The organism is Cellulomonas sp. H30R-01 (assembly GCF_010119915.1).
Lineage (GTDB): Bacteria > Actinomycetota > Actinomycetes > Actinomycetales > Cellulomonadaceae > Cellulomonas > Cellulomonas algicola.
In genome coordinates this window covers 2,778,820-2,791,879 of record NZ_CP048210.1, presented here as the reverse complement: position 1 = coordinate 2,791,879, position 13,060 = coordinate 2,778,820, and the positions used below count along the sequence as shown (strand labels likewise).

Genomic DNA, 13,060 nt, shown 5'->3' with positions numbered 1-13,060 from the left:
GGCGCGTTCAGCGGTCGCGGTGGACCACGGGGGCGACGGCCTCGACGACCGTGCGGGTCACGCGCCGGGCGTCGCGCGTGGCGGCGGTCCCGACGAGCACCCCGAGCGCGATCGAGAACAGCGCCAGGACCGTGTCGATCAGGTCGGAGATCCCGAACGAGTAGCCGGTGGCGAGCTCGGAGACGCCTCGGAACCCGAGCGCACCGGGCACGAGCAGCCAGAACGCGGGGAGCATCGTGACGACCGCGGGTGGACCGGTGCGGGCGCGCTGGATCGCCTGCGAGACGGGGACGACGACCAGCCCGCCGACGAAGCCCGACAGCTGCGGGTTGAGCACGAGACCCCCGACGGCCTGCGCGGTGTAGGCCGCGTAGAGCGCGAGCAGCAGCCACCAGAACGTGCCGCGCGGCGGCGACGAGAAGAACCGGTGCCCGACGGCGACGCACAGCACGCCGAGCCAGGGCGTCCACGCGCCGAGCGGGTCCAGCCGCGTCTCGGTCGCGAACGGGCCCGCGACGCTCACCGCGGCGACGACGCCGAACGCGAGCAGCAGCAGCTGCGCGCCGCCGAACACGAAGCGGCTCGCGCCCGCGACGACCTGGTTCGACGTCAGCTCGATCGCGGCGACCGTGAGCACCGCACCCGGCAGGAAGCTCACGAGCGGCGGTGCGAGGATCCGCACGGGGTCGCCGCCGAGCGCGGGCGACACGAGCGTGATCGTGACGACCGTGACGAGGAACGACGCCGCGACCGGCAGGGCCGCGCCGAGCGTGGGCCAGCGCCCGCCGAGCAGCCGGAGGACCCCGACGACCGCGCCGAGCACGAGGAACACCGGGAGCGTCGCGGCGCTCGGGTAGAGGATCAGGCCGAACCCGACGGTGAGCAGCGCGTGGCCGAGCACGACGAGCAGCGGGCCGAACCGCGCGGGCGTCGCCAGGATCTCGCGCAGCCGCGCGCGGGCACCGGCGAGGTCGGCGTCACCGCGCACGAGGTCGCGCACGAGCCGGTCGACGTCGCCGATCTGGTGCAGCGGCAGCGTGCCGCTCGCGCCCGGCCCGGTGAAGTCGCTCAACGTCCCGCGGGTCGTCTCGACCTGGACGAACACGCCGGTCGGCAGCACGATCGTGCGCACGTGGTCGGCGCCGTACGCGGCCGCGACCTCGCCGATCTGGCGCTCGGTGTCGACGACCGACTGCCCCGACGACAGCAGCGCGGCGCCCAGCTCGCGCAGCAGCGGGACGAGGTCGGGCGGCACCTCGGGCGGCTCGACGGGCTCGGGCGGCGCGTGCGGCGCGGCGGGCTCGGTGAGCGCGTGCGCCGCGCGCCGGAGCCGGGCGGCGAGCGTCCGGCGGCGCGCGACGGCCGCCGGTGGGACGACGACGGGTGCACCCGTCGGTGCCGTCGCGGGGGCGACGGCGACGGGGGTGCCTCCGAGAGACGTCGACGGCCCGCGCACGACGGGGGGCGCGCCGGTCGACGTCGAGCGCGCCCGGACGGACCGTGCGGCTGCCGGGGACGTCGCCGGTCCGCGGACGGCGGGCGTCCCCGTGGCGGAGGTCGGCGGCGGGTAGGCGGCCGTCGTCCCCGTCGGGGGCGTCGCAGGCGGCTGTGCCCCCTCGTCGCGCATGCTGCCTCCCGCGCGTGCGCCCAGGCCGTCCTGCCGGGCTGGTCCCATCGTGCCGGTCCTCCTCGGATCGTACGGAGGGACCGGTCAGGCGTCCCGGTGGGCGGTCCCGGTCGCGGTCCCGACGACGGCGAGCTCGACGAACTCGTCGACGTGCAGCACGCGCAGCGCGGCGCGGACGGGCGCGGGCACCAGGCGGGTACCCGCGTCGCCGCGCAGGCGGACGGGGTCGTCGAGCACGAGGACGTGCCCGGCCCGGACGAGCCGCGCCCCGCCGGCGGCGTCGATGTTGTGCAGCCACTGCACGTCGGGACCGTAGGTGAGCGCGACGACGACGCCGCGCGGCGTCCGGAACGCCATGACGGGGGTCCGGTAGCGGCGGCCCGACGAGCGGCCGACGTGGTGCAGCGTCGCGAGCGGTGGGACACGGTCGGAGAAGAGCCCCATCACCGGGTTGGCGACGACCCGGTTGACGCGGGTGATCCAGTGCGGGATGGGCATGGGGTGGACCGTACCGACGCTTCAGCGGCGGGGCACCCGGGGTCCGCGGCCGTCGTCCGCGGCGCTCGTCGACCGGCGTCGGACGGACCGCGCGACACCTGCCCCCGGACCGCCGCCGCGGCGGCGTTCGAGGCGGCGGGTGCGCAACTTAGGAGGGTGCGCGGGACGACGCGACCGGGGGGCCCGGCGTGTCGCGAACGGTCTCGCTGGGCGGACCTCGACTTGCCTGCCGTCGCGCGGTCCGCCCACGGTGGAGGGGTCCGCAAGCGCTGCCCCGGCGTCGGCCGGCCCCCGGGCCTGTCGGTGACGGGGTGGTGTTCCCCGGCACGAGAGGAGCCGCCTGTGCTCACCCTGACCGAGAACGCCTGCACCGCCGTCCGGACCCTCACGGAGCGGGCGGGCCTGCCCGACGAGACGGGCGGGCTGCGCATCGCCGAGCAGGACGCGGGAGGTTTCGAGCTCGCGCTCGTCGCCGCGCCCGTGCCCGGAGACGACGTGGTGTCCGACGCGGGTGCCCGCGTCTACGTCGACCAGCGCGCTGCGCACACGTTGTCCGCGCAGCGTCTGGACGTGGAGCCGACGGCGAGCGGCTCGAGCTTCACGCTCTCGCCGCAGTGAACCCGGGAGCCGCGGTGAGGCCGCGGCCCTGGACCGTCCCCGCTCGCTGAGCGGGGCGGCGTCCCCGGCGGCGGGGCGGGAGGCGTCACTCCCGCCCCGCCGTTCCCGTGTCCGGGGGCCGACGTGGGCTGTCAGCGCGCTGGTGCGCCGGGTGCCGCGAGACCCTTGCCGACCGTGAGCAGGAGCTGCGTCACGACGTCGTGCGGACCGGCGCTGCCCTGCGCGAGCTCGCTCCACGCGGCGTAGAGCGACGCCCACACCGTGGTCTGCACCCACGCGGCGGTGAGCCGGGTGTCGAGCGACCCGTCCGCGAGTCCGCGCGTGCAGGCGGCGTCGAGCGCGTGCGTGAAGCCGTCGGCCGGGTCGCACTGCTCGAGCGGCACGAGGCCCGTGAAGACGAGCGTCAGGAGGTCGCCGAGGCGCAGGCACTCCTGGCACGCGCGCAGGATCGCGTCGAGGCCGGGCCCGTCGTCGAGCCGCGCGCGGTCCGCGACGGCGGCGAGCCGCGTGCCGGCCTCCTCGGTGACGGCGGCGAGTAGGTCGCCGCGCTCGGGGAAGTAGCGGTGGAGCGTCGTGCGGCCGACGTCGGCGGCGTCGGCGATCTGGCCGAGGCTCGCACCCGCGTCCTGCGCGAGGGTGCGGATCGCGGCGTCGACGATGGCGCGTCGGGTGCGGGCGCGTGCCCCGGTCGCGATGTCCGTGCTCACGATCGGACAGTAGCACCGTGTTCCACAGTGGAATCAGTGTTGACCGCGATGGAACACCAGTGTTCCACTGGGCCCATGCCGCCGACGACCGCACCCTCCACCGAGACCCCGGACACCACCCACCCGGCTCCGGGCGACACGGCCGCCCCCGCCGAGCCCGAGCTGCCGCGCGGCGAGCGGCTGCGCATCCTCGTCTCGTTCGCCCGCCCGCACGCGCGCTCGCTGTCCCTCGGGCTCGTCCTGGGGCTCGCGGCGACCGCCATGGGCCTCGCGACCCCGATGGTCACCAAGTGGGTCCTCGACTCGCTCACCGCGTCGGGCGACCTCGCGGCACCCGTCGGCGTGCTCCTCGCCCTGCTCGTCGTCGGCTCCGCGGTCGGGCTCGCGCAGTGGATCCTCATGGGGACCGTCGCCGAGCGGATCGTCTACGACGCACGCCGCTCGCTCGTCGACCACTTCCTGCGCGCGACCGTCCCGGCGATCACGCGCCGGCCCGTCGGCGAGCTCGTCACGCGGACCACGTCCGACACCGTGCTGCTGCGCGAGGCCGCGTCGTCGAGCCTCGTGAGCCTCGTCAACGGGACGGTCTCGCTGATCGGGACGCTCGTCCTCATGGCCGTGCTCGACCTGGTGCTGCTCGGCACGACCATCGCGGCGATCGTCGTCGTCGGCGCCGTGATGGCCCTCCTGCTGCCGGGCATCGGGGCCGCGCAGCAGGCGGCGCAGGAGTCGATGGGCCGCCTCGGCGGGACGCTCGAGGGCACGCTGCGCGCGGTCCGCACCGTGAAGTCGAGCCGGGCCGAGCGGCGCCAGGGCGACAAGATCCTCGTCGACGCGCAGGGAGCCCGTGACCACGCGATCCGGGCCGTCCGCACGACCGCCGTGGCGTGGACGGTGTCGTGGGGCGGCATCCAGCTCGCGATCGTCGTCATCCTGGGCCTCGGCGCGTGGCGTGTGTCCGAGGGGCTGCTCGCGGTGTCGAGCCTCGTCGCTTTCCTGCTCTACGCGTTCAACATCGTCGGCCCGATCACCGAGCTCACGCAGAGCTTCACGCAGCTCCAGTCCGGCATCGCCGCGGCCGCGCGCATCCGCGAGGTGACCGCGATGGAGACCGAGGAGCCGCCTGCCGTCGCTGCGACGCACGCACGCGCGGGTGGCCGGGCGAGCGGGCGCGACGGCGAGGTGGCGCCGGACAGGGCAGGCGCGGCGCCGGAACCGGGCGGGCCGGACGTCGCAGGACCGGAGGCCCGACGCGAGGCCGACCCGCGTCCGGAGCCGGGCGCGGTGCCCGGCGCGGCGCTGCCGGTCGTCGAGCTGCGCGGCGTGACCGCCGCGTACGGGCCCGACGCACCGCCGGCGGTCCGTGACGTGTCGTTCGCGATCCCGCGGCGCGGTCACACCGCCCTGGTGGGCCCGTCGGGGGCGGGCAAGACGACGATCTTCTCGCTGCTGCTGCGGTTCCTCGAGCCGCAGGACGGGACGCTGCTGCTCGACGGCGTCCCGTTCGCGGAGGTCGGCCACGACGCGCTGCGCGCACGGTTCGCGTACGTCGAGCAGGAGACCCCGATCGTGCCGGGCACGATCCGCGACAACCTGCTGTTCAGCGCGCCCGACGCGTCCGAGGAGGCGCTCGACCGCGTGCTGCGGGCCGTCCGGCTCGACGGCGCGTTCGACGGCCTGCCCGACGGGCTCGACACGTCGCTGTCGTCGACGTCGGTCTCGGGCGGGCAGCGTCAGCGGATCGCGCTGGCCCGCGCGCTGCTGCGTTCGCCCGACGTGCTGCTGCTCGACGAGGCGACGGCCCAGGTCGACGGCCTGACGGAGGCCGCGGTGCACGACTGCATCCGGGCGGCGGCAGAGACGGGCGCGGTCGTGACCGTCGCGCACCGGCTGTCGACGGTCGTCGACGCGGACACGATCCTCGTCATGGAGGACGGCCGCGTCCGCGCGCGCGGGACGCACACCGACCTGCTGGCGACCGACGACCTCTACCGCGACCTGGTCGAGGCCCTCCGCATCGGCGTCGAGCTCCCGGCCCGCACCCCCGTCTGACCCCCGATCGGCACCCCGCCTGACCCCCGATCGGCAACCCGCCTGCCCCCCGATCGGCACCCCGCCTGCCCCCCGATCGGCACCCCGCCTGCCCCCGGATCGGCACCCCGCCTGACCCACCACCCGCGCCTCGCCCCACGCGCAGCGCCGCCGAGCTCGCTGGTCCGTGCCGAGCTCGTCAGTGGCAGCTGACGCACTGGGCGCGACGTGACGAACTCGGCGGCGCAGAGGGGACGCGGCCGGTGGGGCCGGGCGTCAGCCGCCCAGGAGGTCCTCGAAGGACGGGACCGCGTCGTACAGGCCCGCGGGCGCCGACGGCTCGCGGTCCGCGACCTCCTCGGCCAGCTGGCGGCCGGCGCGGCGGATGCGGTCGGGCAGCGGGTTGACCCGCTCGCTGCCGTCGTCGCCCCAGTCGTCGGTGGCGGCGAACACGCCGGTCGGCACGACGTCGGCCCGCAGGTAGGCGAACAGCGGCCGCAGCGCGTACTCGAGCGCGAGCGAGTGCCGGGCGGTGCCGCCCGTCGCGCCGAGCAGCACGGGCCGCCCGACGAGCGCGTCCTTGTCGAGCACGTCGACGAAGGACTTGAACAGCCCGGAGTACGACGCGGAGAACACGGGCGACACGGCGATGAGGCCGTCGGCCCGGTCGACCTTGTCGAGAACCTCGCGCAGCGTCCCGGACGCGAACCCGGTGAGGGTCATGTTGACGATCTCGTGGGCGAGGTCCCGGAGCTCCACGGTCTCGACCTGCGCGGCGATGCCGCGCTGGGCGAGCTCGGCCACGGTCGCGTCGGCCAGCCGGTCGGCCAGCAGACGCGTCGAGGAGGGCTGGGACAGCCCGGCCGAGACGACGACGATCGAGCGGTCGCTCATCGTGTCCTTCTTCCTGTACGTGTGCGTGAGGTGCTGCGAGGGGTGCTGCGAGGAGTCCAGCAGGCTCAACGCGCGACGGCGTCCGCTGCTTCCACGTCGTCCTCCGCGGTCCGGCCGGTCCAGCGGTCGGCGGCGGCGGTCGCCGCGGCGGCGGGCAGCGTGCCGGCGGCGCGTGCCGCGGCGACGCGCTCGGCGTGCGACGGCGGGTTCGACGGGACGTGCGCGGGGCGGACGGCCTCGGCCTCGCGGCGCAGCACGGGCACGATCTCCTCGGCGAGGAGGTCGATCTGCTCCAGGACGGTCTTGAGCGGGAGGCCGGCGTGGTCGACGAGGAACATCTGCCGCTGGTAGTGCCCGACCTGCTCGAAGAACTTCCCGTACCGGTCGATGACCTGCTGCGGCGACCCGACGGTCAGCGGGGTGTCGCGCGTGAACTCCTCCATCGACGGCCCGTGGCCGTAGACGGGGGCGACGTCGAAGTAGGGGCGGAACTCGTCCCACGCCTTCTGCGAGTCCTTGCGGACGAAGACCTGTCCGCCGAGCCCGACGATCGCCTGGTCGGCCTGGCCGTGCCCGTAGTGCTCGAAGCGCTGGCGGTAGAAGTTCACCATCTGCGCGGTGTGCTCCATGGGCCAGAAGATCGCGTTGTGCAGGAAGCCGTCGCCGTAGTACGCGGCCTGCTCGGCGATCTCGGGGGAGCGGATCGACGCGTGCCACACGAACGGCGCGACGCCGTCGAGCGGGCGCGGGGTCGAGGTGAAGCCCTGCAGCGGGGTGCGGAACTTGCCGGACCAGTCGACGACGTCCTCGGTCCACAGCTTGCGCAGCAGCGCGTAGTTCTCGATCGCGAGCGGGATGCCCTGGCGGATGTCCTGGCCGAACCACGGGTAGACGGGGCCGGTGTTGCCGCGGCCGAGCATGAGGTCCATGCGGCCGTCGGAGATGACCTGGAGCATCGCGTACTCCTCGGCCAGGCGGACGGGGTCGTTGGTCGTGATGAGGGTGGTCGCGGTCGACAGCACGATGTTCGTGGTGCGCCCCGCGAGGTAGCCGAGCATCGTCGTGGGCGACGACGGGACGAACGGCGGGTTGTGGTGCTCGCCGGTCGCGAAGACGTCGAGGCCGGCCTGGTCCGCGTGCTCGGCGATCGTGAGCATGTTCCGCACGCGCTCGGTGTCGTCCGGCGTGTGCCCGGTGGTCGGGTCGGTGGTGACGTCCCCGACGCTGAAGATCCCGAACTGCATGGTGCGCCTCGTTCCTGCTGCCTCGATCCGGGAACCCGTCCCGGAGGTTCATGCGTTTGCATGTATCGACCCGCTCAACCCACGGGCCGCGCGACCTATTCCCAGGGTGCCGTGCCCGTCCGGCGCACGACAGCGGGGGCGCCGCGCCGCGCCGACGGGAGGGCCCGAAGGGCTTCCGCGCGACTCCGCGGTTACGGTGGTCACCGGAAGGCAGTCAGGGGTGGGGAGGGCCGACCAGCGTGGCCGACGACCAGGTGAAGGTGCTCGTCGTCGAGGACGACGTCGACACCGCCCAATTCGTCCGGACTGTCCTGGAACGTCGCGGTGGCATGTCGGCCACCGTCGTGCACGACCCGATGTCGGCGCTCGCCGAGGTCGCGCAGCAGACGTTCGACGTCGTCCTGACGGACATCCAGATGCCCGGCATGAGCGGGCTCGAGCTGCTCGGCGAGCTGCGCTCACGCGCTCCCGGCGTGCCGGTCGCGGTCATGACCGCGTTCGCGAGCGTCGACTACGCCGTCGAGGCGCTGCGCCGTGACGCGGACGAGTTCCTCGTCAAGCCCGTCGGCGCCGCGATCCTCGTCGAGAAGGTGCGCGCGCTCGCGGCCGAGGGACGCAGCCGCCGCGACGCCGCCGGGCCGACCGAGACCGTGCTGGCCGTCGGCGCGCACCCCGACGACGTCGAGATCGGCGTCGGCGCGACGCTCGCGTCGCACCGGGCCGCGGGCGACACCGTCGTGGTCCTCACGCTGTCGGGCGGCGCGATCGGCGGCGAGATCAACGCACGGCGGCACGAGGCGCTCGCGGCGTCCGCCGTCATCGGCGCGCGGCTCTACCTGCACGACTTCGAGGACACCCGGCTCGACCCCGCGGGCGGGCTCATCACGACGATCGAGCAGATGATCGCCGAGGTGTCGCCGACGATCGTCTACACGCACTCGGTGCACGACCGGCACCAGGACCACCGCGCGGTGCACCAGGCCGTGCAGGTCGCCGCGCGGCGCGTCCCGTCGCTCGCGTGCTTCCAGAGCCCGTCGTCGACGGTCGACTTCCAGCCCGACACGTTCGTGCCCGTCGACGGGTTCGTCGAGACGAAGCTGCAGATGCTCGCGGCGTTCGAGTCGCAGGCGCACCGCGACTACATGGAGCCCGAGCTCGTGCGCGCGACCGCGCGGTACTGGTCGAGGTTCGGCACGGGCCGGTACGCCGAGCCGCTCGAGACGGTGCGGGTCGCGGCGATGATCTCCGGCTCCGGGCGCGGCGGCGGCATCGCTGCGGCCGCGGCGCACGAGCCCGCGCCGCTGGCGCACGACGACACGGGAGGCACGCGATGACCAGGGTCCTCGTCACGGGGGCGGGCGGCCCCGCGGGCGTCGCGGTGATCCGCTCGCTGCAGGCGCGCGACGACGTCGAGGTGTACGCCGCCGACATGGACCGGTGGGCCAGCGCGATCTACCTCGTCCCGCCGGACCGGCGCCGCCTCGTCCCGGCGGGTCGTGCACCCGAGTTCGTCGACGTCGTGCGCGCGATGTGCCGCGAGGACGGGATCGACGTGCTCTACCCGACCGTCGACGTCGAGCTGCCGCGGCTGGCCGCCGCGCGCGACGACCTCGCCGCCGACGGCACGCTGCTCGCGTCGCCCACGCTCGACACCATCGAGACGTGCCTCGACAAGCTCGCGCTCGCGCGGGCCTGCGCGCGCACCGTCCGCGTGCCGCGCACCGAGCTCGTCGGGACGCCCGAGGCCACGTCGGGCTGGGACTTCCCGGTCATCGTCAAGCCGCGGCGCGGCGCCGGGTCGCGCGGGGTCCGGACGGTGTTCACGGCCGCCGAGCTCGACGCCGTGCACGCCGAGGAGGACCTGCTGGTGCAGGAGATGCTGCCCGGCGACGAGTACTCGGTCGACGTCCTCGCCGGGCCCGACGGGCAGGTGATCGCCGCCGTCCCGCGCGCCCGCCTGCGCGTCGACTCGGGCGTCGCGGTCGCGGGGGTGACCGTGCGCGACGACGAGCTCGTCGCGACCGCGTCGGCCGTCGCGCGCGCGGTCGGGCTCACGAGCGTCGCGAACGTCCAGCTCAAGCGCGACGCCGACGGCACGCCCGCGCTGCTCGAGGTCAACCCGCGGTTCCCGGGCGCGATGCCGCTGACCATCGCCGCGGGCGTCGACATGCCGTCGCTCACGCTCGACGCCGTGCTCGGCCGGCCGGTCCCGGAGCGCGTCGACTTCGCCGAGATCGCCAACGTCCGCTACCTCGAGGACGTGTTCCTGCCGGTCGACGAGGTGCTCGCGGCACCTGACGCCGCGCCCGTGCCGACCGGCGCCGACACCCCCGGCGCATGACGGGCGGCCCGTCGCTGCGCGGCGACCACCACGTGCACTCCGCGTTCTCGGACGACGCGGTGAGCACGCCCGCCGAGAACCTCGCCGCCGCCCGGGCCGCGGGGCTCGACACGGTGCGGATGGTCGACCACGTGCGCGTCTCGACCACGTACGTGCCCGACTTCCTCGCGGTCGTGCGCGGTCTGCCGGCCGTCGACGGCCTGCGCGTCCTCACGGGCGTCGAGGCGAAGATCCTGGACGCCGACGGCGGGATCGACGCACCGCCCGAGGTGCTCGCGACGCTCGGCGGGCCCGACGGTGCCGACCGGGTGCTGCTCGCCGACCACCAGTACCCCGGGCCCGACGGGCCGTGGAGCCCGCGCGTCGTCGTCGAGCACCTCGCGTCCGGGGCGCTGACGCGCGAGGGCGCGGTCGAGACGCTCGTCAGCGCCACCGTCCGGGCCGTGCGACGCGCCGGCCGCGCGCAGCTCGCGCACCCGCTGTCCCTGCTGCCGAAGATCGGCCTCACCGAGGACGACGTCCCCGACGACCTGCTCGACGAGCTCGCCGCCGTCGCGGTCGCGACCGGCACGCCGGTCGAGGTCAACGAGAAGTGGCGCTGCCCCGGACCGCGCGTGCGGGCCCGGTGGGCGGACGCGGGCGTCGCGCTCGTCGCGTCGACCGACGCGCACGTCGCGGACGACGTCGGCCGGTACGCGTGGCTGCGCGAGGCCGTCCGGGAGGGCGCGTGACCACCGGACGCGCGACGTGCCGGGCCGCGACGCGCCCGATGTGCTGCGGTGCGAGGCCGCGGACGGGCAGGCTGGACGCATGACCGACGACGACACGACCGTGCGACCCACCGAGCCGGGCGCGGGCACCCGCGTGCTGGTCGTCGACGACGAGCCCGACGAGCGCGCGCTGCTCGCGACCCACCTGCGCCGCGCGGGCTGCGAGGTGCTCGAGGCGCCGTCGGCGGAGGCCGCGCTCGCCGACGAGCGGCAGCTCGACGTCGACGTCGCGTTCGTCGACCTGCGCCTGCCCGGCATGGGCGGCTGGGAGCTCGTCGAGGAGCTGCACCGGCTCCGTCCCGGCCTGCCGGTCGTCGTCACCTCGGTGCTCGACGCGCACGACTACCCGGACGTCGAGGCGACGCTGCCGAAGCCGTTCGTCGGGGAGAGCGTGCGCGCGGCCCTCGAGCAGGCGCTGCCGGACAGGGCGCGATGACGTCCTCCTACCGCGCCGCGATCCCGCCCGTGCCCGCGGGCGGCGGCTCGCGGTTCCTGACGAAGATCGCGTCGCGCCTGGGCGACGACGCGAACGTCGTCGAGCGCCAGCTGCCGTTCCTCGGCGTGTACCTCGTCGCGGTGCTGACGCTGTGGATCCCGTCGATCCCCGTGACCGTGCCGTGGGCCGTGTGGGTGTCGGCCGCGGTCGCGGTGCTGCTCGCGGTCGTCGCGCGACTCGTGCACTGGCGCGACGAGCCCGAGTGGACGCAGGACCTGCTGCCGATCATGCAGATGGTCTGCGTCGCGTTCCTGCGCGCCGGCACGGGCGGCGTCGGCTCGATGTACACCGTGATGATCTTCCTGCCCGTGCTCGCGCTCGCCGCGCAGCGCGGGTGGCGCGGCCCGATCATCTCGACCATCGGGGTCAACCTCGTCATCCTGCTGCCGCCGCTGCTCGACCCGAACGCCGACTTCGGGACGCTCGTGCTGGTCCGCGGCCTGTTCGTGTCGCTCGTGGCGCTGGTCGTCGCCGTCACCGCGCACGAGGTGACCGAGCGGCTGCGCGCGCGCACCGAGGCCGTGTCCGTCATGCGCGACCGCGAGCAGGAGATGGTCGAGCGCATGCGCGCCGACGCGTTCGAGCTCGCCCGCGTGGCCGACGCCCGCCGCGCCGCGCGCGACGAGCTCGTCTCGATCATCGACTCCGCGACCGAGCAGGCGATCATCGCGACCGACGCGACCGGGATGATCCGCGTCTTCAACGCGGGTGCCGAGCGGCTGCTCGGGTTCGGTCAGGGCGAGGTCGTCGGCAAGAGGCGTATCACGGACCTGTACGCCGACGTCGTCGAGCCGACGGGCAACCAGCCGCGCGCGCCCGGCTCGGTCGCCGCGCGGCTGCTCGAGTCGATCGTGACGGCCGGGGACGACGGGCGCGCGTCGCGCGACGCCACGTACCGCCGCCGCGACGGGACCGACGTGACGGTCAAGCTCGCGGTGACCCGACGGCTCGACGTCGACGGCAGCATCGCCGGGTACGTCGTCGTCGCGACCGACGTCACGGCCGAGCGCGAGGCGTCGCGGCTCAAGGACGAGTTCGTCAGCCTGGTGAGCCACGAGCTGCGCACCCCGCTGACGTCCGTGCTCGGGTACCTCGAGCTGCTGCTCGACGGCACCGACGAGCTCACCGAGGAGCAGCGCAGCTACCTCACGGTGATCGAGCGCAACGCGCGCCGCCAGCTCCGTCTGGTCGGCGACCTGCTGCTGACGGCGCAGGTCGACGCGGGCACGTTCGCGATCTCGCCGCGCGGCATCGACCTCGCCGACGTCGTGACGGGCTCGGTCGCGTCCCTCGGCCCGGTCGCCGAGCAGGCGGGCGTGCGCCTCACGACGACCATCGCGCCCGCCCCGGTGACCGCCGACCCGGGCCGGCTCTCGCAGGTCGTCGACAACCTCGTCTCCAACGCCGTGAAGTTCACGCCCGCGGGCGGCGACGTGCACCTCGAGGTGGGGCCGACACCCGACGGCGGCGCGGCCCTGTCGGTGCGCGACACGGGCATCGGCATCGCGCCCGACGAGCTCAGCCGCCTGACGACCCGGTTCTTCCGCGCGACGTCCGCGACGCGCCGCGCGATCCCCGGCGTCGGGCTGGGGCTCGCGATCGCGCGGGCCGTGGTCGACGCGCACGGCGGGCTGCTCGACATCGACAGCACGCTGGGCGAGGGGACGACGTTCGTCGTGACGCTCCCGGCGGCCCCGCCGCCCGACGCGCGCGCCTGAGCCGAGACCCGACCGCCTCCTCCGCCGGCCACGCGCGCCCTGCCTGCCCGGCCCGGCGAGCGCCGGCACCGGAGGAACGAGATGTATCTGGACACCTGCCCGGGATTCCTTCTGCC

General features: G+C 75.1%; 12 protein-coding genes. 7 read left to right on the top strand and 5 right to left on the bottom strand.

Features of this window, described 5'->3' with window-relative positions:
• Window positions 1-7 precede the first annotated feature (7 nt).
• Together GXP71_RS12445 and GXP71_RS12440 are read right to left on the bottom strand one after the other, a co-directional pair.
• Complete coding sequence (locus GXP71_RS12445; RefSeq protein ID WP_162352897.1) at window positions 8-1,627, bottom strand: threonine/serine exporter ThrE family protein; 1,620 nt, start codon at window positions 1,625-1,627, stop codon at window positions 8-10.
• 84 nt (window positions 1,628-1,711) lie between these two features.
• Complete coding sequence (locus GXP71_RS12440; protein ID WP_162352896.1) at window positions 1,712-2,125, bottom strand: nitroreductase family deazaflavin-dependent oxidoreductase; 414 nt, start codon at window positions 2,123-2,125, stop codon at window positions 1,712-1,714.
• A gap of 342 nt (window positions 2,126-2,467) precedes the next feature.
• On the opposite strand from GXP71_RS12440, the gene GXP71_RS12435 reads away from it, so the two are divergent.
• The gene (locus GXP71_RS12435; protein ID WP_162352895.1) at window positions 2,468-2,743 is read left to right on the top strand and encodes an adhesin; all 276 of its coding nucleotides are present in this window, start codon (window positions 2,468-2,470) and stop codon (window positions 2,741-2,743) included.
• A 131-nt stretch (window positions 2,744-2,874) separates the two neighbouring features.
• On the opposite strand, the gene GXP71_RS12430 is transcribed toward GXP71_RS12435, so the two are convergent.
• Window positions 2,875-3,450, bottom strand: coding sequence for a TetR/AcrR family transcriptional regulator (locus tag GXP71_RS12430; RefSeq protein WP_162352894.1), 576 nt, complete (start codon window positions 3,448-3,450; stop codon window positions 2,875-2,877).
• A 75-nt stretch (window positions 3,451-3,525) separates the two neighbouring features.
• Between GXP71_RS12430 and GXP71_RS12425 the strand changes: the two genes are divergently transcribed.
• Window positions 3,526-5,502 (top strand): ABC transporter ATP-binding protein, encoded by a 1,977-nt coding sequence (locus tag GXP71_RS12425; RefSeq protein ID WP_202924246.1) that lies wholly within the window; start codon window positions 3,526-3,528, stop codon window positions 5,500-5,502.
• Window positions 5,503-5,757: 255 nt separating this feature from the next.
• On the opposite strand, the gene GXP71_RS12420 is transcribed toward GXP71_RS12425, so the two are convergent.
• Both GXP71_RS12420 and GXP71_RS12415 read right to left on the bottom strand, forming a co-directional pair.
• Complete coding sequence (locus GXP71_RS12420) at window positions 5,758-6,375, bottom strand: FMN reductase (RefSeq protein WP_162352893.1); 618 nt, start codon at window positions 6,373-6,375, stop codon at window positions 5,758-5,760.
• Window positions 6,376-6,440: 65 nt separating this feature from the next.
• A complete protein-coding gene (locus GXP71_RS12415) occupies window positions 6,441-7,619 on the bottom strand; it encodes an LLM class flavin-dependent oxidoreductase (protein ID WP_162352892.1) in 1,179 nt (392 codons plus the stop codon).
• 239 nt (window positions 7,620-7,858) lie between these two features.
• Between GXP71_RS12415 and GXP71_RS12410 the strand changes: the two genes are divergently transcribed.
• The 5 genes from GXP71_RS12410 (at window position 7,859) to GXP71_RS12390 (ending at window position 12,944) form a co-directional block, all read left to right on the top strand.
• Window positions 7,859-8,953: a response regulator gene (locus GXP71_RS12410; protein ID WP_124341881.1), complete on the top strand. Its 1,095-nt coding sequence runs from the start codon at window positions 7,859-7,861 to the stop codon at window positions 8,951-8,953.
• Complete coding sequence (locus GXP71_RS12405) at window positions 8,950-9,960, top strand: ATP-grasp domain-containing protein (RefSeq protein WP_162352891.1); 1,011 nt, start codon at window positions 8,950-8,952, stop codon at window positions 9,958-9,960. The genes GXP71_RS12410 and GXP71_RS12405 overlap by 4 nt, the downstream gene beginning before the upstream one ends.
• Entirely contained in the window at window positions 9,957-10,691 is a 735-nt protein-coding gene (locus GXP71_RS12400; protein WP_162352890.1) for a PHP domain-containing protein, read from the top strand. The genes GXP71_RS12405 and GXP71_RS12400 overlap by 4 nt, the downstream gene beginning before the upstream one ends.
• A 79-nt stretch (window positions 10,692-10,770) precedes the next feature.
• On the top strand, window positions 10,771-11,166 hold the full coding sequence (locus GXP71_RS12395; RefSeq protein ID WP_124341884.1) for a response regulator: 396 nt from the start codon (window positions 10,771-10,773) through the stop codon (window positions 11,164-11,166).
• Complete coding sequence (locus tag GXP71_RS12390; RefSeq protein WP_162352889.1) at window positions 11,163-12,944, top strand: cell wall metabolism sensor histidine kinase WalK; 1,782 nt, start codon at window positions 11,163-11,165, stop codon at window positions 12,942-12,944. Before GXP71_RS12395 ends, GXP71_RS12390 begins: the two co-directional genes overlap by 4 nt.
• The last annotated feature ends 116 nt before the right edge of the window (window positions 12,945-13,060 follow it).

Bases quoted from the DNA above. Each gene is read 5' to 3' on its own strand.
- GXP71_RS12445 (WP_162352897.1), bottom strand. From the start codon at position 1,627: ATGCGCGACGAGGGGGCACAGCCGCCTGCGACGCCCCCGACGGGGACG.
- GXP71_RS12440 (WP_162352896.1), bottom strand. From the start codon at position 2,125: ATGCCCATCCCGCACTGGATCACCCGCGTCAACCGGGTCGTCGCCAAC.
- GXP71_RS12425 (WP_202924246.1), top strand. From the start codon at position 3,526: ATGCCGCCGACGACCGCACCCTCCACCGAGACCCCGGACACCACCCAC.
- GXP71_RS12420 (WP_162352893.1), bottom strand. From the start codon at position 6,375: ATGAGCGACCGCTCGATCGTCGTCGTCTCGGCCGGGCTGTCCCAGCCC.
- GXP71_RS12415 (WP_162352892.1), bottom strand. From the start codon at position 7,619: ATGCAGTTCGGGATCTTCAGCGTCGGGGACGTCACCACCGACCCGACC.
- GXP71_RS12405 (WP_162352891.1), top strand. From the start codon at position 8,950: ATGACCAGGGTCCTCGTCACGGGGGCGGGCGGCCCCGCGGGCGTCGCG.
- GXP71_RS12400 (WP_162352890.1), top strand. From the start codon at position 9,957: ATGACGGGCGGCCCGTCGCTGCGCGGCGACCACCACGTGCACTCCGCG.
- GXP71_RS12395 (WP_124341884.1), top strand. From the start codon at position 10,771: ATGACCGACGACGACACGACCGTGCGACCCACCGAGCCGGGCGCGGGC.
- GXP71_RS12390 (WP_162352889.1), top strand. From the start codon at position 11,163: ATGACGTCCTCCTACCGCGCCGCGATCCCGCCCGTGCCCGCGGGCGGC.